This window comes from Bacillus cytotoxicus NVH 391-98, assembly GCF_000017425.1.
In the GTDB taxonomy this organism is placed as follows: domain Bacteria; phylum Bacillota; class Bacilli; order Bacillales; family Bacillaceae_G; genus Bacillus_A; species Bacillus_A cytotoxicus.
In genome coordinates, this window is sequence record NC_009674.1 from 3,802,816 (window position 1) to 3,818,403 (window position 15,588).

Genomic DNA, 15,588 nt, shown 5'->3' on the forward strand with positions numbered 1-15,588 from the left:
AGAGGATGCTATTTTTATTTCCAAAATATACTTCGTTTGAGAGTGAATAGATTGGATAAAAATATACATATAAAGAAGATTATGAGAAGAACCTCTCTATTCCTTCTTGCATCTTTGATTGCGAAACTGAGGGTGAGTATGATGATGAAGCGAGTATGTCAATGTATAATAATACTTTTAGCTATGATGATATGTACAGCATCTTATATTGAAGCAGCGACGAACTCTCTAGTTGAACATCGTTCTACTATCCAGACTGCTGCACTTCCACAAAAAATTGCGTACTTAACATTTGATGATGGACCAAACAAATATACATCACAAATTTTAAACATCTTAAAACAAAAAAATGCAAAAGCTACCTTCTTTGTTATTGGTGGAAGAGTATCTCGTTATCCCCAAACAACGAAACGTTTAATTAGGGAGGGACATTACATCGGACTCCATAGTATGTCCCATGATGCAAAACGTCTATATACTGGAGATCCATCCATTTTAATTTCTGAAATGATGCAAGCCCAAAAAATTGTCCAGCAAGTAACAAAGTTAAACTCCCGTCTCGTTCGTGTTCCTTATGGCAGCATGCCATATTTAAAAAAGAACTATCGAGATGCACTCGTTTCTGCTCATTATAAATTGTGGGATTGGACCATTGATACATATGATTGGAAAAGCTACAATAATCCTTCTGCGGTTCTAGAACGTGTGATGAACCAAAGTGACGAACCAGTAGAAGTAATTTTAATGCATGATTCAAGTGTCACCGTACAAATCCTTCCTAAAGTAATTGATTATCTTCAATCAAAGGGCTATACACTTCTTTCTTATAGTCCCTCCTCCCATGTAGAGGTAAACTTTTGGAAAGACACAAGATTGTAACAGCTTTAGTATATATACTAGAGCTGTTTGTTTTTTCTCTTTCCACCCTTCTCATTTTTGTGTACAATTTTAAATAGTGATGAAGTTTCGAGGTGAAGAAAAATGAAACGAATTGACCTCATCTATGATGCAATACAGAAGGGGCATTACACAGAGGGTGTAACAGCATCTGATTTGGCTACACTTTTACAGCTAGACCGTGCAAATGTGAGCAGCGATTTAAATAAACTCGTGAAAGATGGACGATTATGTAAAACAAATACAAGACCTGTTCGTTTCTATATAGAGTTAAATCATCTATTGGAAACGCCTTCAACGGGTAGCACCGCACTTGACAATTTCGCAAAAGAAAACACAAGTCTTAAAATTGCAATTGAAAAAGCAAAAGCTGCCGTACTCTATCCGCCAAATGGTATGCATACATTACTACTTGGAGAAACAGGTGTTGGAAAATCTATGTTTGCCTCCTTAATGCACGAATACGCAATTGAAGTCAATCAACTGCAAAAAGACGCACCCTTTATTATTTTTAACTGTGCTGACTATGCGAATAATCCACAGCTTTTACTTGGACAACTCTTCGGAATCAAAAAGGGTGCTTACACTGGTGCAAATGAGCAAAAAGGATTAATTGAAAAGGCCCATGAAGGCATTTTATTTTTAGATGAAGTACATCGTCTTCCGCCAGAAGGACAAGAAATGCTCTTCACGTTTATCGATCGTGGTGTCTATCGTCGCCTTGGCGAAACAGAAAATGAACGTAAGGCAAAAGTATTAATTATTGCAGCAACAACAGAAGAACCAAATTCATTTTTATTAAAAACATTTACAAGACGAATTCCAATGACTATCACATTGCCACCGCTTCGCGAACGAACATATGAAGAACGCTTTACACTTTTACAGCTTTTTTTTACAAATGAAGCCATTCGTCTCAGAAAAAACATACATGTTAGTCCAAATGCAATGCGCGCTCTCGTCTTTTATCAATGTCCAAATAATATCGGACAATTGAAAGCAGACGTCCAAATCGCATGTGCAAAAGCCTATTCTGATTTTGTAACAAAAAAACGAGAATCTGTCCGCGTCTCGAGTACCGATTTGCCATGGTATATAAAAGAAGGGCTCTTTATTGAAAGAAAAAGCCGTCACTTATACCAAGTGCCAAATGAAACGTTTTTATTTACAAGTGATAAAGGGTGGAGCAAGCACGAACTAGACAATCAACGTACATCTATTTATGAGTACATCGATCATAAATATGAAGAACTTCAAGCTCAAGGTATTGAAGAAGCTGAACTAGAGCTGCTCATTGAAAATGATATTCAAAGCTTCTTCGTTCAATATTTTCATCAAATGTCTAAAACAACCAATCATGAAAATGTATTTAAAATTGTGGACCATTGCATTGTTTCTGTATGTGAAAAAATTGCCTCACTAGTAGAAAAACACTTATCTAAGACTTTTGATGAAAAGGTATTTCTTGCTTTAAATTTGCATGTACAGACAACTTTACAACGGATACGAAGTGGGAAACAAATCCATCACCCACAGCTAAACCAAATTCGAACAAAATATAAAGAAGCTTTCTCTGTAGCAATGAAGTGCCTTCAAGTTTTAGAAGACGAATTACAAATCACGATGCCAATTGACGAAGCTGGATTTTTAACAATGTTTTTCGTTGTTGATCCACTTCCTGCCTCACAAGCAGAAGTAAAAGTCTTAATTTTAGCTCACGGAAATGGTATTGCAACTGAAATGGCTAATGTCGCCAATGAACTTCTTGGTATGCATGAAGTAACTGGCATCGATATGCCGCTACACGAATCGCCAAAAAGCTTTTTAGAGCGCGTGAAAGTCTATATGCGAACACTTGAACATATAAACGGACTTCTCTTACTTGTAGATATGGGATCGCTCGCTTATATAGGGGATATATTAGAAACTGAATTTCAAATTCCAGTTCGCGTCCTTTCTATGACGAGTACACCGCATGTATTAGAAGCCGCTCGAAAGGCCCAGCTCGGCTATTCATTGGATGCTTTATATGAAACCGTAAAAAATTTAACACCTTTTTATTTACACGTACACGAAGAAAAGAAAAAACCACTATCTCCAATGAAATCCGTTATTTTAACGGCCTGCCTAACTGGCGAAGGAAGCGCGCTTGCTATTCAAAAGATGCTTGAAAATTATTTGCGCTTTGATAAAAATTTAATTGAAATTATCCCCATTAGCATCGTTCATCAAAAAGATTTAACAAAGATGCTTGAGAATATAAAAAAGGAACGAAATATCATTTGTATTGTGACCAATTTCGATGTGCAAGTACCATGCTTAACTTACCATTTCCAAGATATCGTAAACTATAAAGCCATTCAGCCAATTCAAGAACTTATTACGTATGAAGAAACATACGCTAAAATGGCTGATATTCTCGGACAACAAATGCAGCGAGATGACGGAGCACTCATGATTAAGACGATTCGTTATACATTAAATACAATTCAAGAGCTCACCTCCTTACAGCTAAATCCCGATAGCCTAATGGGCGTCATCCTACATATGAGCTGTATGATTGACCGTCTTCAAAAAGGAGAGAGTCTCCTTCCTTATCCAGATCGAGAAACTCGTCGCCAAGATCAATACTGGATGTACATGAAAGTAAAAAAAGCGCTGCAACCAATTGAAAATACATTTACAGTAAACATTCCAGATGATGAAGTATTTTATGTGATGGACTTCTTCATCAAGAATCAACCGCAAAAAGATCATGAAACAAACGAAAGCCCGTGAAACTTCACGGGCGTTTCTTAATCTTTCTTATTCTTCCGCGTATCTCCCCTTTTTTAAAGGTTTCCGTACAAACATTCACATATGCATTTGCACGTTCGATTTCTTTCAAAAGCTGCTCAAATGTCTGTCTTTGTAAAGGCCCTTCTAAATCTTCAGTCGTTAATGCTCCTTTAACAATTCCTTGATCTACACTTATCCCATGCTTCACCGGTCCATATAAAAACAAAACTTCTGGCCCCACTTGATTCTTTCTTCCGAGATGGATTTGACATGATGTCACTTTCTCTATTTCCTTTATTATTACTCTATAATGGATTTTCGTTAAGTCACTATTAAAAATAAGCTCGACTACACCATAAGCGTTCGTATTTACAGGGGGGACTTCCCTCTCTCCTTTTAATCTAGCAAAGAAATGTTTTGTCATACACGCAACATTCTCCTTATATAAAATTTACTTGATACACTCCTGTAACTAATTTATTGCTAAGGCATAATCAATTATGACCTTTTCCCTTGCATTCCCCGTTTCATGCATTTATAAAACCTTTACAAAGCAACGACCCGCCTTATATCACGCACTTAAATTTTCATTTTCTTTAGATAATCCTTTGAAAAAAGACGACTTCTTTTATGAAGCCGCCTTTTTTCATTCTTAAAATTTTACAAGCTCTATTCCTTCTGGTAAGCGAGTCTCCGTTAAAATTTGCAGTTCTTTTACGCGGTCCATCACGTAAGAAGATCGCTTCATCAGCTCCGGATCAATATAGGCTGGATGTACCATAACTTCCACAGTTTGCTCATCTTTCACACGTTCTTTTAATTTTAGAAAATATTCTTTCTGCACACCAGCGCTATAAAAGTCACAAAAAAACACATCTGAAAATGGAAACACCGCTCTTTCCCCTTCGCAGCGCCGAACGGGCACGTTATATTTAGCTGCCAATCGCTTCATGACATCATGTAAGAGGGGCAAACTCTGTATATGATGATGACTATCTAGATGCGTGAGTCGTAATCCAAATGATAAAAACTTTTCAATTTGGGCAGTCCATTCTCTCTCAACCTCTTTTGGATTAAATTTCTCTTCTCTTACAATACTTTGCTTATGAAATAATCCCGTTTTTTCATCTACGAGGGATGGAACGTTCGTAAGGAGCGGCTTTCCAGCAGTTAAAACGAGATGTACCCCTACTCCTAATGATGGATATTCATTTGCTAAACGAACCGCATGCTCTACTGCTGGCATGTTCATCATCATTGTTGTTGAATTCACAATTCCATTTATATGACCATGAATAATCCCGTAATTTGTCCCTTCTGAAAGACCGAAGTCATCTGCGTTTACAATTAATTGAATCATCCTGTCCCCTCCTGATTCAAGAAAAAAAGCGGGCTTAGTAAGCACCGCTTTTATTTCTCTATTTTTTTAAAGAACTGCGGAAGATGTTCTTTATGCGCTTCCAACATTTCATCTAAAATTTGTTTTGCCAATTTATCTGATGGTACAAGTGGGTTAATTGTCATTGCAAGCAGTGCTTTATGATAATCCCCTGTAACAGCTGCTTCAATTGTTGTACGTTCAAAGGATTTAATTTGCTGTACTAAACCGCGAACTGGAACTGGTAAGTCACCGACCGTCACTGGTTTTGGGCCATCCTTTGTAATGATGCAGTTTACTTCAACAGCAGAATCGTGCGGTAAGCTTGCGATTGCACCGTTATTTCTCGTATTTACAGGCTGAATATCACCTTTATTATTGTAAATAGATGTAATTAAACTACATGCCGCATCACTATAATACGCGCCGCCTCTTTTTTCTAATTGCGGTGGTTTAATATCTAGGTTTGGATCTTTATATAGTTCAAATAAATCTGCTTCTAATTGTTTCACCACTTCTGCACGTGTTCCTTTTTCTAAAGAAGCCTGTTTTTCTTCTTCTAACATTTCACGTGTTTTATAATAGTAGCGATGGTATGGACATGGAATCGCACGCAGTGCACGAATAAAATCTGGCTCCCAATCAAGAGCAGCGATATTTTCCATCGTAATTTGGTTTTCTGGATCCGTTACAAGTTCTAACACACGATCCATCACACTTACCCCATCTAAATACACATCTAATCCGTAAACCATATGATTTAAACCTGCGAAATCAACTTGTACACGGCTTGCATCCACTTCAAGAAGTTTTGCAAGACCCATACGAATGCCGATTGGAACGTTACATAGTCCAACTACCTTTTCAATATTTGTATAACGAAGCACAGCTTCCGTTACCATGCCTGCTGGATTTGTAAAGTTGATTAACCAAGCATTTGGACAAAGCTCCTCCATATCTTTACAAATATCTAAAATAACAGGAATCGTTCTCAACGCTTTAAATAGACCACCAGGGCCATTTGTTTCCTGACCGATTACATCATATTTTAACGGAATTGCTTCATCCTTTGCGCGCGCTTCTAATAAACCAACGCGGAGCTGCGTTGTAACAAAGTCTGCATCTTTTAATGCTGCACGGCGATCTAATGTAAGATGAATATCAATTGGTAAGCCAGCTTTTTTCACCATTCGTTTCGCCAAATTACCAACAATTTCTAACTTTTCTTTTCCAGCCTCAATATCAACTAACCAAATTTCACGAACTGGCAATTCATCATACCTTTTAATAAATCCTTCTATTAACTCTGGTGTATAACTAGAGCCACCACCAATTGTAGCAATTTTAATTCCTTCCATACTTTACTCCCCCTTCGCATCTAGCTTTTTATATAGATCAATAAATTCTGTTGCTAATTCTTTTACTGTAATTGCATTCATTAAATGATCTTGTGCATGAATTAAAAGGACACTAATCTCTGTTTTTTCCCCTCTTGCTTCTGATTGTATGAGTTCTGTTTGAAAATGATGTGCTTCATTAATCGCTTCTTTCGCTCTCCCCATTGCCTCATCTGCCGCTTGTAAATCTCCTCGCTTTGCATATTGCAATGCTTCCATTGCATAACTTCTTGCATTTCCGCTGTGTAAAATTAATTGAAATGGAATTTGTTCTGCTGTAGTCATCATCATTACCGCCCTCTCTATTTCATTCAAGCTTGACACCCTTTCAGCTTGAACCTCTCTATTACATTGTTATTATTTTATTTTAATGTTCTTCCAGATGTTTTCTTGTTTAGAAAGTAATTGTTCTCACAGACTATATGAACCTGTGAGAACAATCATGATTACATAGGTACAGATTGATCGTTTCCTTGCGCTGCTGCCTTTTCAGTGCGTACAACAGAGCGATCGCATAATACAACGAATGGGTAGTAAATCACCATCGCAAGAACAAAGTTAAATAATTGTAGAATTGCACCAGAAATATGTCCCCCTGTTACAAGGTAACCACTAATAACTGGTGGTGTTGCCCAAGGAATAATTGTAACTGTTTTTGGTACCCATCCGAAATAAATAGCTGTATAAGAAGTAATAACAAGTACAATTGGTGTAACAATAAACGGAACGAACAAAATTGGATTTAAAATAATTGGTGTACCAAAAATAACTGGTTCGTTAATATTAAATGCACCCGGTCCAATTGACAGACGAGATACACCACGTAATTGTGCGCTTTTTGCGACAATTAGTACAACAACTAAGAATGCTAATGTTGCTCCGGAACCACCAAGATATACGAAAGTATCAAAGAATGACTTTGTAACAATGTTCGGAACATCAAAAGCAGATACGCCATCTCGGAATAATTTAACATTTTCCTCTAATGCCGGTAAATACAATGGCTCAATAATACCTGCCACAATATTTGGGCCATGTAATCCAAAGAACCAAAGTACATGAACAAATAAAACAACAATAATTGCACTTGGTAATGAACCTGCTAAGTTTTGTAATGGTACTTGAAGTGTATGGAAGATGAACTCATGAACACTTGTACCTGCTAATTTCACTGCTAATGCAATAAATGATACAACTGTTAAAATAACAAATGCTGGAACTAATGCGGCAAAAGAACGAATAACCGCTGGTGGTACCCCATCTGGCATTTTAAGAGTGATTTCTCTTTGTACAAAGAAGCGAAATACTTCCGTTACAAGAAGTGCAACAATAATTGCTACGAATAAACCTTGAGTACCTGTCCAAAGGAAGTTCAAACCGCCTTCTTTTGGAGTTACGGGAGTCAGAATAATTAAAGAACAAAATGAGATAAGACCTGCTGACAATCCATCCACATTATAAGATTTCCCTAAGTTATAAGCTGTCGTAAATGCTACACTCAGCGCCAAAATTGCAAATGAACCAGTCCACATTCCGCCCCCAACATCTTTCCAAACTTCACCAAATGTATCTTTCATAAAATTTTGGAAAACTTCAGATGGAAAACCATTCACAAGTGATGCAAGCGCCCCCACTAAAATCAATGGCATAACCGCAATAAATCCATCACGAATCGCTGCTAAATGGCGTTGCGATCCGATTCTACCAGCAACTGGAACAATATACTTCTCCATAAATGCAATAAACTTTTGCATTTCATTTCCCTCCCTAATTATTTTTTAAGTGTTAACGCTTGATCTAATACTGCTTCTCCATTCATCATGCCGTAGTGCATTGGATTAATTACATCGATTCCAACATTCTTTTCATCTGCAAGCGATTTCAAAGAAGATAGCATGTATCGAACTTGCGGTCCCAGTAATAATACATCTGCTTCATCAATGTTGTTTTTTACTGCATCACCGGATACAGCCCAAATTTTTCCTTCTAGACCACGAGCTTTTGCAGCGGCTTCCATTTTTGTAACTAGTAAACTTGTAGACATTCCTGCTGAACAGCAAAGTAAAATATTCATAAATAAGTCCTCCTATAGTTGTAAATTATTTTTTATTTTTCTTTACGTCTTTTATTTATGCAATTCTCGTGCCAACTTTTATAAACATATAAAAATCAACACTTTTTATATGTATTTCCATTGTGTGTTACCGCTTTCAATTAGTGTGTCGCCAAAATATGGATAGTGTGTTGTGAGATAACACACTTTTAACACATAACGGTATGATATGAAATTTGTCGACTGGTCGATATCTCGTGTCGAACCGCCGATATATTTTAACTTGCGCCGATAAATGGGGGAGAATCGCCGATATATTTGATATTGCGAAGAGGAAACAGAAAAACCTGTGCCAAAAGCACAGGTTTTTTCTATTCTTCCGCTATTTTCTTATATAATGCAATAAACTCACTAGCTAATTCTTTCACTGTAATCGCATTCATTAAATGATCTTGTGCATGAACCATAAGCAATGTAACCTTTGTTTGATCTCCGCCAGCTTCTCTTTGAATTAAATCTGTCTGTAAGCTATGAGCTTTCTGTAACTCTTGAAGCGCCTTTTGTATGTTAGCTTCTGCCTCCTCAAATTCTCCATGCTTAGCATGACTGATTGCTTCCATCGCATAACTTCTTGCATTTCCTCCGTGTAAAATTAAATGAAAAGCTTGCGTTTCTAACGTATCCATTTGAATTCCCTACTCCCCTTTTCTTCAGCTATTTTTTGTTTGTCTCACATGTTCAAGAACGACAAATCAATGAAAAACGCGAGTACAAAGTTCACAATTCGTAAGACAACCGCTAAAAAGAATCAGTGTCGTCCACGGTACAACTGCACCGCTCGGTCTCGCCACAATTTCCCTACTCTATTGCAAAGCCTCTCCTACTATATTATGAAGGCTTCAGAAACTTGTTTGTTCTAAACCAAAATCTGAAGCAAGCGCTGCAAATGATCATATAACAACTGACGGAACTGTTTCTGGCATTTTAAAGTAACCTTTGGCTCCCCATTAACGCCGTAGGAATTATGCTCTCTTGCGCATAAGATATAATATGTGTCACCTAATGCGGCGTTGCGAGTAAAAAAAGTAAGTGATCATGCCCCTGCCGCCAGCGCATCTACTTTATACTACTCGCTTGGAATGTAAGCGATTCCAACACTTTCTATTAAAGACATTATATTAAATGTTACTCCAACTGGATACCCTAATGCTTTTTGCCAATTTTCTCCGAATCAATTTACTATAAACTCATTGTATCTTGGAAGTGCTTCTTTCTTATGATAAATCTAAGTAGCTACTAGCTTACCAAGATATCTGTCAAGAGTTCATACGTTATACCAAGCATAAAAACAAAAATTTCCCTGTTTTCACGCTATTCTATCTATCTGTATTTTCCTAGTAAAGAGAGCTGCAACTCGCTATAATAGTTCAGTATGATTTTTTATTTGATAGGAGGGTATAAATATGAAAGCTTATCGCTTTCCCATTATTTTATTATCTTCCATCCTAATTGGTGGCTTCATTGGGTATTTCATGGGCACTGATGCGGTTGCTTTAAAGCCGCTTGGTGACATTTTCTTAAACTTAATGTTTACGATTGTGGTACCTCTTGTGTTCTTTAGTATCGCATCATCGATTGCCAATATGGATGGTTTAAAACGCTTTGGAAAAATTATATCTAGCATGGCTGGGACTTTCTTATTTACAAGTATTATCGCTGCAATTTTTATGATTATTGTTGTGAAAATCTTCCCACCTGCACAAGGTGTTGTATTAGAACTAACGCAGCCTGATAAAGTTGAAAAAGGGGCTAGTGTTGCTGAGCAAATCGTTGGTATTCTTACAGTATCAGACTTTTCTAAGTTGCTATCTCGCGAAAATATGTTAGCTCTTATTTTCTTCTCTATTTTAATGGGGATTGCAACTTCAGCGGTTGGTGAAAAAGGAAAACCATTTGCAACATTCTTACAAGCTGGTGCTGAAATCTCAATGAAAGTCGTATCTTTCATTATGTATTACGCTCCAATTGGACTTGGAGCTTACTTTGCCGCATTAGTTGGTGAATTTGGACCGCAGCTTCTCGGAACATATTTCCGCGCTGCGATGGTATATTATCCATCATCTTTCGTGTATTTCTTTATTGCATTTACATTTTATGCCTACCTTGCAGGCCGCAAACAAGGCGTACAAATCTTTTGGAAGAACATGGTCTCTCCTACAGTGACATCACTTGCAACTTGTAGTAGTGCCGCAAGTATTCCAGCAAACCTAGAAGCCACGAAAAAAATGGGAATTTCTTCTGATGTTCGTGAAACAGTTGTCCTTCTTGGCTCTACACTTCATAAAGATGGCTCTGTTTTAGGTGGTGTGTTAAAAATCTCGTTCTTATTTGGGATTTTCAATATGGACTTCTCAAGTCCAAAGACATTAGCGATTGCACTTGTTGTTTCCCTATTAGTAGGAACCGTAATGGGCGCAATTCCTGGTGGCGGTATGATTGGTGAAATGTTAATTATTTCTCTATACGGCTTTCCACCAGAAGCTCTTCCAATTATTGCGGCAATTAGTACAATCATCGATCCACCAGCAACAATGTTAAACGTAACAGCAGATAACGCTTGTGCCGTAATGACAGCTCGTCTTGTTGAAGGAAAGAATTGGATAAAAAATAAATTCGCATAATATTTCACAAAAAAGCAGAGGCAGCAGGCCTCTGCTTTTCTGTTGTTTGCCCTTCACATCATCTCATCTATTGAAAAGAAGATGAACGTCATCATATAAAATGCTTCCCGCGTTTAAAGTACTGCAAAGCTCCTTATTATATACAATAAATCAAGGTAATAAAAAGAAAAACAATACCATCTTTTCAGATGAAGATGGCATTGTTTTTTACTTCTTCTTATTCAATTCCGTCTCAGCCAAGAGCGGTAATATATTATCAAAAATATGAGTATTGTTATCTTTTCCGGTTACATAGCCACCGTAAAATCTGCTGAATACACTATCATTTCGAAATTCATTCATCCGCGCATACAATGTTTTCGCAAACTCTATGTCCCCTGTTTTCAATACATATAAAATTGTTAATCCATATACAGCTGGTGATTCATAGTCAACTGCTGGCTCTCCTGTTTCTAAATGATAACGACCGTATAACTTTCCATCTTGCTGGAATTTCTTCTTAATAAATGCAAAATAAGCCTCTGATGTAATTCCTCCCAAACTACGGTGATATGCTGCATAGGATTGATCAATTAAGTTTACAATCTTGTCATATCGAAATGTACCATCTTCTTTATATTCTTTTGGAAATGCCCAATTCTGTCGCGGGTAATCTGCTAAAAATTGAACGATTTCTTCATAATGCGTCGCTGAAATTTTTCCATATTTCTTCATATAATAAAAAGCATGTGGATTTATATAAGATGTCGTTAAAAAGTTATTTTGTATGCGATTGTCCGCATCATAATAATCAACATACTGCTTTCCTCTTTTATTGAAACGAAGTACAGCATCACTCAATTGATCAGCAAGACGCTTATAGCGTTTTTCTTTATACATATCATATGCACGATATAACTGCTCGATAATGCGTAAATCATCAATAAGTGCATTTGTTGCGGATTGCTTTTTCCCCATTTCAGAAATTTTCCATAAAACAATATAGTCTTTCTGTATGAAATAATTTTGAAGCACCTTTAATTGCTCGTCAAACAACGATTGATCATCTTGATCAAGAGCATATTGTAGCCAAAGCCCCGCTGATTCTGACAATGCTTCGCGGCCAGTGGCCTCATTCTTCCCCTCTTTTGGATCAGATATCCGATATGTCGCAATTGAACCATTTTCGTTAAACATATGCCTCAAAATAAAGTGCTCAGTCCGGTTCCCTTGGAATGCAGTCAAAAAAACTAATCCCCCCAACAACAATAACACAATTATTCCAGTCCAAATGTACAGGCGTTTGTTCAAATTCTCTCACCTCCTCAATCAGATTAACCGTAATTGTATAGGAACATACATGAACGAAAAATCTTTATACTATATTTTTTCAATTAAGATAAATATTCGTGAACCGACTAAATACTTATTAAAAAAAGCCTGTCCAAAAGTTATACTTTTAGACAGGCTCTTCCTTACGCTTTTTTTGTAGGTCTATATAATGATTGTACAAGATGGTCATATTCTTTCCGTGTAATCTCTTTATTATATAATTTTAGTAACAAGTCTTTATGTTTTTTTGAAAACGCCATTTTATTAATGACCTCAGGATACATAAAACATCTCCTCCGTTTCATATGAACTTCTTTACTCTATTTGCTTCAGCTGACTCCTAAAACAGAACCTATGTTCGCAAAAAGAATTATAAAAGATTTTGTTCTAAAACACAAACGAAATGTTCCTTTTCTTTTTTCTGAATTTTTCAACATAATACTATCATATTCATTTTTTAAAATACAGATATATTCTAAGATTTTTTGAATAAATTTACCAATCCAATCAGAAAATAATGGCAAAAATGTAGAGGAGTAGAATTATGGATACTGTTACATTATCACGGGCTTTCTTTGGATCATCATTAGCATTCCATATCATTTTTGCAACGCTTGGAATCGGGCTTTCTTTAATGATTTTCATCAGTGAAGTATTATACCACTTAAAAAAAGATTCCGATTATGCCATCATGGCAAAGCGTTGGACAAAAGCTTTCGCTATTCTTCTTGGCGTGGCGATTCCGACTGGAACAATTGTAGGTGTACAAATTTCACTTCTTTGGCCTGGATTCGCGAAAATTGTCGGCCAAGTTATTTCCGTTCCCTTTCAGATTGAAATTTTCGCCTTCTTTTTAGAAGCTTTATTTATGTCTATTTACGTATACGCAGCGGATAAATTACCTCCAATGATGAGACTTGTTTCGCTCTTTCTTGTCATGCTTGGTGCGACTGCTTCCGCTGTATTAATTACATCAGCAAATACATGGATGAATACACCAGCGGGATTTTCTATGAATCCAGATGGTTCTGTCTACAATGTAAACCCTTGGAAAGCTTTCTTTAACCCAAGCTTTTTCACAAGTTCCTTTCATGTCGTAATTACAGCTTATGCAACAGGTGCAGCTGTTATTGCGGCGATTGGGGCTTTTAAATTATTAAAAAGAAATACGAGCAAGCGAGAAATTGTCTATCATAAGAAAGGGTTATTTTTAGGACTTGTCGTCACGTGTATAACAGGAGCAATTATGTGGATTTCTGGGCACGAATCTGCGATTGCCTTACATAACCATTCACCAGAAAAATTAGCAGCGGCAGAAGCTTTATTTGAAACGACATCACATGCGCCCCTTGCGATTGGTGGATTTGTAGATTCCGCAACCAATAAGCTGCGATATGCGTTAGAAATTCCAAATATGCTGAGCTTATTAGTTGGCCTCGATCCTAACACGATTGTAAAAGGGTTAAATGAATTCCCACAGGAAACATGGCCCCCATTTTATACACACACCTTTTTCAACTTAATGGTAGGTTCAGCTGTATTTACTTTTGCAGTTGCAGTAATCGCACTTCTTTACTGGTACTTTATTTATCGAAAGAAAGGCGCACAATTACCAAAATGGTTACTATGGGCTACTGTTGCATGCGGACCGATTATGATGCTTGGCATTGAATTTGGGTGGATCTTTAGCTGTAGCGGCCGACAACCTTGGACTATTTACGGCATGCAGCGGACCGTTGACGCGGCCACACGTGCCGATTTCGTTGGACCATTATTCATCTTATTTATTATTTTATACATTGGACTCGGTCTTTTAACTATTGTTGTACTTCGAACATTCTTTAAAAGACATCCATTAAAAAATGATTTACACCCGCAAGGAGGAGACTCGCATGCATGAAGCTAGTATTGCCATCATCATCTTATGGGCTCTTATTTTCGTATACAGTATTTTAGGTTCCATTGATTTTGGAGCGGGTTTTTGGGGCATGGTGTATGCAAAACATCCAACGCTTGCTGCTAAACTTGCTAACCGTTATTTATCACCAACTTGGGAAGTGACGAATACGTTTCTCGTATTTGTTGTCGTTGCTTTTCTTGGTTTTTTTCCTAAAGCAGCTTTTACACTCGCTACCGTCATGTTTGTACCTGTTACACTCATTTTAGTTCTCATTTCTATTCGTAGTACATTTATGGTATTTGCCTATTCTGTCCCGAAATATGAACATACTTTACGCTTTATTTCCGGTATTACAGGATTGCTTATTCCAGCCTTACTGATTACTGTTTTACCAGTAACAGAAGGTGCCTATATTTCAACGAGCGGAGGCAAAGAAGTTCTCTTATATAGTAAACTTTTATCCAGTCCTGTTATTTATTGTTATATGCTATTTGGATTAACTTCTGAGCTATTTTTATCTTCACTTTTCCTAGCTGATTTTGCTAGAGAACGCCGCTCAGAAGATACATACCGTCTTTATAGACGGAATGCCATTATACTCGGACCAGCTACTCTTGTTACGGCTATCATTGCCCTTGTGGTCATGGATCCAGAAACACATTGGCTTATGCAAGGATTAATGAAACAATTCCCATGGTTCACGATATCTATTATTTTATTTGTTATCGGTTATTCCTCTCTATGGTGGTCAAATAAAAAGCACGATTCTCTCGGTTGGCCTCGCATTGCTGTTTTAGCAGTCGTTGCTCAATATGCTTTCGCAAGTTATGCCTATGGCGTAGCCCATTTACCATATATTATTTATCCAGATATCACCGTGTTCACAAGCTTTACAACGAAAGAAACATTCTATGCTTTACTTATCCTTTATGCAATCGGTATCGCAATCTTACTTCCAGGCTTTATCTTCTTCTGGAACCTCTTCCTAAAGGATCGAACATTTTTAAAGGAGAAGTAAGACATGCAAAAAGACCGTTTCAAAGTAACTCTCAGCTTATTATTCTCTTTCTTTCATCTGTAAAACACAATAGCCCCCTTTGCTACCGTCTTAGCAAAGGGGGCTTCTCTATTATAAAGTTAGGTACATGTAATCAATGAAGGAAAAGGTGTTCAAAATCGTACATATTTCTATT

14 protein-coding genes and 1 pseudogene are annotated in these 15,588 nt (G+C 37.1%); 5 read left to right on the plus strand and 10 right to left on the minus strand.

Going from position 1 to position 15,588, the window contains the following annotated elements:
• Positions 1-141 precede the first annotated feature (141 nt).
• Both BCER98_RS18915 and BCER98_RS18920 read left to right on the plus strand, forming a co-directional pair.
• The gene (locus BCER98_RS18915) at positions 142-879 is read left to right on the plus strand and encodes a polysaccharide deacetylase family protein (protein ID WP_012096195.1); all 738 of its coding nucleotides are present in this window, start codon (positions 142-144) and stop codon (positions 877-879) included.
• 102 nt (positions 880-981) lie between these two features.
• Complete coding sequence (locus BCER98_RS18920) at positions 982-3,675, plus strand: sigma 54-interacting transcriptional regulator (protein ID WP_012096196.1); 2,694 nt, start codon at positions 982-984, stop codon at positions 3,673-3,675.
• 4 nt (positions 3,676-3,679) lie between these two features.
• On the opposite strand, the gene BCER98_RS18925 is transcribed toward BCER98_RS18920, so the two are convergent.
• The 8 genes and pseudogenes from BCER98_RS18925 to BCER98_RS23300 all read right to left on the minus strand — a co-directional run.
• Positions 3,680-4,099, minus strand: coding sequence for a CHRD domain-containing protein (locus BCER98_RS18925; RefSeq protein WP_012096197.1), 420 nt, complete (start codon positions 4,097-4,099; stop codon positions 3,680-3,682).
• Positions 4,100-4,327: 228 nt separating this feature from the next.
• Positions 4,328-5,035, minus strand: coding sequence for a chitin disaccharide deacetylase (chbG, locus tag BCER98_RS18930; RefSeq protein WP_012096198.1), 708 nt, complete (start codon positions 5,033-5,035; stop codon positions 4,328-4,330).
• Positions 5,036-5,085: 50 nt separating this feature from the next.
• Positions 5,086-6,411 carry a 6-phospho-beta-glucosidase gene (gene celF / locus BCER98_RS18935; RefSeq protein WP_012096199.1) on the minus strand — a complete coding sequence of 442 codons (1,326 nt, stop codon included), beginning with the start codon at positions 6,409-6,411 and terminating at the stop codon, positions 5,086-5,088.
• 3 nt (positions 6,412-6,414) lie between these two features.
• The gene (locus tag BCER98_RS18940) at positions 6,415-6,738 is read right to left on the minus strand and encodes a PTS lactose/cellobiose transporter subunit IIA (protein WP_041810133.1); all 324 of its coding nucleotides are present in this window, start codon (positions 6,736-6,738) and stop codon (positions 6,415-6,417) included.
• A gap of 158 nt (positions 6,739-6,896) precedes the next feature.
• Positions 6,897-8,204, minus strand: a complete 1,308-nt coding sequence (gene celB / locus BCER98_RS18945; protein ID WP_012096201.1) for a PTS cellobiose transporter subunit IIC — start codon at positions 8,202-8,204, stop codon at positions 6,897-6,899.
• 17 nt (positions 8,205-8,221) lie between these two features.
• Complete coding sequence (locus tag BCER98_RS18950) at positions 8,222-8,524, minus strand: PTS sugar transporter subunit IIB (protein WP_012096202.1); 303 nt, start codon at positions 8,522-8,524, stop codon at positions 8,222-8,224.
• 350 nt (positions 8,525-8,874) lie between these two features.
• Entirely contained in the window at positions 8,875-9,189 is a 315-nt protein-coding gene (locus BCER98_RS18955) for a PTS lactose/cellobiose transporter subunit IIA (RefSeq protein WP_012096203.1), read from the minus strand.
• Between the two features lie 216 nt (positions 9,190-9,405).
• Positions 9,406-9,767, minus strand: a pseudogene (locus BCER98_RS23300) (PTS cellobiose transporter subunit IIC); the annotation flags it as partial.
• 199 nt (positions 9,768-9,966) lie between these two features.
• On the opposite strand from BCER98_RS23300, the gene BCER98_RS18960 reads away from it, so the two are divergent.
• Positions 9,967-11,184: a dicarboxylate/amino acid:cation symporter gene (locus BCER98_RS18960; protein WP_012096204.1), complete on the plus strand. Its 1,218-nt coding sequence runs from the start codon at positions 9,967-9,969 to the stop codon at positions 11,182-11,184.
• 207 nt (positions 11,185-11,391) lie between these two features.
• Here the strand turns inward: BCER98_RS18960 and BCER98_RS18965 are convergent, their stop codons facing one another.
• Together BCER98_RS18965 and BCER98_RS22715 are read right to left on the minus strand one after the other, a co-directional pair.
• Positions 11,392-12,474 carry a hypothetical protein gene (locus BCER98_RS18965; protein WP_012096205.1) on the minus strand — a complete coding sequence of 361 codons (1,083 nt, stop codon included), beginning with the start codon at positions 12,472-12,474 and terminating at the stop codon, positions 11,392-11,394.
• 164 nt (positions 12,475-12,638) lie between these two features.
• On the minus strand, positions 12,639-12,779 hold the full coding sequence (locus BCER98_RS22715) for a hypothetical protein (protein ID WP_012096206.1): 141 nt from the start codon (positions 12,777-12,779) through the stop codon (positions 12,639-12,641).
• A 260-nt stretch (positions 12,780-13,039) separates the two neighbouring features.
• Between BCER98_RS22715 and BCER98_RS18970 the strand changes: the two genes are divergently transcribed.
• Both BCER98_RS18970 and BCER98_RS18975 read left to right on the plus strand, forming a co-directional pair.
• A complete protein-coding gene (locus BCER98_RS18970; protein WP_012096207.1) occupies positions 13,040-14,395 on the plus strand; it encodes a cytochrome ubiquinol oxidase subunit I in 1,356 nt (451 codons plus the stop codon).
• On the plus strand, positions 14,388-15,413 hold the full coding sequence (locus BCER98_RS18975; protein WP_012096208.1) for a cytochrome d ubiquinol oxidase subunit II: 1,026 nt from the start codon (positions 14,388-14,390) through the stop codon (positions 15,411-15,413). Before BCER98_RS18970 ends, BCER98_RS18975 begins: the two co-directional genes overlap by 8 nt.
• Positions 15,414-15,588 lie beyond the last annotated feature (175 nt).

Excerpts from the sequence above, each read along its gene's own strand:
- celB (WP_012096201.1), bottom strand. The coding sequence starts at position 8,204 with ATGCAAAAGTTTATTGCATTTATGGAGAAGTATATTGTTCCAGTTGCT.
- BCER98_RS18925 (WP_012096197.1), bottom strand. The coding sequence starts at position 4,099 with ATGACAAAACATTTCTTTGCTAGATTAAAAGGAGAGAGGGAAGTCCCC.
- chbG (WP_012096198.1), bottom strand. The coding sequence starts at position 5,035 with ATGATTCAATTAATTGTAAACGCAGATGACTTCGGTCTTTCAGAAGGG.
- BCER98_RS22715 (WP_012096206.1), bottom strand. The coding sequence starts at position 12,779 with ATGTATCCTGAGGTCATTAATAAAATGGCGTTTTCAAAAAAACATAAA.
- BCER98_RS18950 (WP_012096202.1), bottom strand. The coding sequence starts at position 8,524 with ATGAATATTTTACTTTGCTGTTCAGCAGGAATGTCTACAAGTTTACTA.
- BCER98_RS18955 (WP_012096203.1), bottom strand. The coding sequence starts at position 9,189 with ATGGATACGTTAGAAACGCAAGCTTTTCATTTAATTTTACACGGAGGA.
- celF (WP_012096199.1), bottom strand. The coding sequence starts at position 6,411 with ATGGAAGGAATTAAAATTGCTACAATTGGTGGTGGCTCTAGTTATACA.
- BCER98_RS18940 (WP_041810133.1), bottom strand. The coding sequence starts at position 6,738 with ATGATGACTACAGCAGAACAAATTCCATTTCAATTAATTTTACACAGC.
- BCER98_RS18915 (WP_012096195.1), top strand. The coding sequence starts at position 142 with ATGATGAAGCGAGTATGTCAATGTATAATAATACTTTTAGCTATGATG.
- BCER98_RS18975 (WP_012096208.1), top strand. The coding sequence starts at position 14,388 with ATGCATGAAGCTAGTATTGCCATCATCATCTTATGGGCTCTTATTTTC.
- BCER98_RS18970 (WP_012096207.1), top strand. The coding sequence starts at position 13,040 with ATGGATACTGTTACATTATCACGGGCTTTCTTTGGATCATCATTAGCA.
- BCER98_RS18920 (WP_012096196.1), top strand. The coding sequence starts at position 982 with ATGAAACGAATTGACCTCATCTATGATGCAATACAGAAGGGGCATTAC.
- BCER98_RS18960 (WP_012096204.1), top strand. The coding sequence starts at position 9,967 with ATGAAAGCTTATCGCTTTCCCATTATTTTATTATCTTCCATCCTAATT.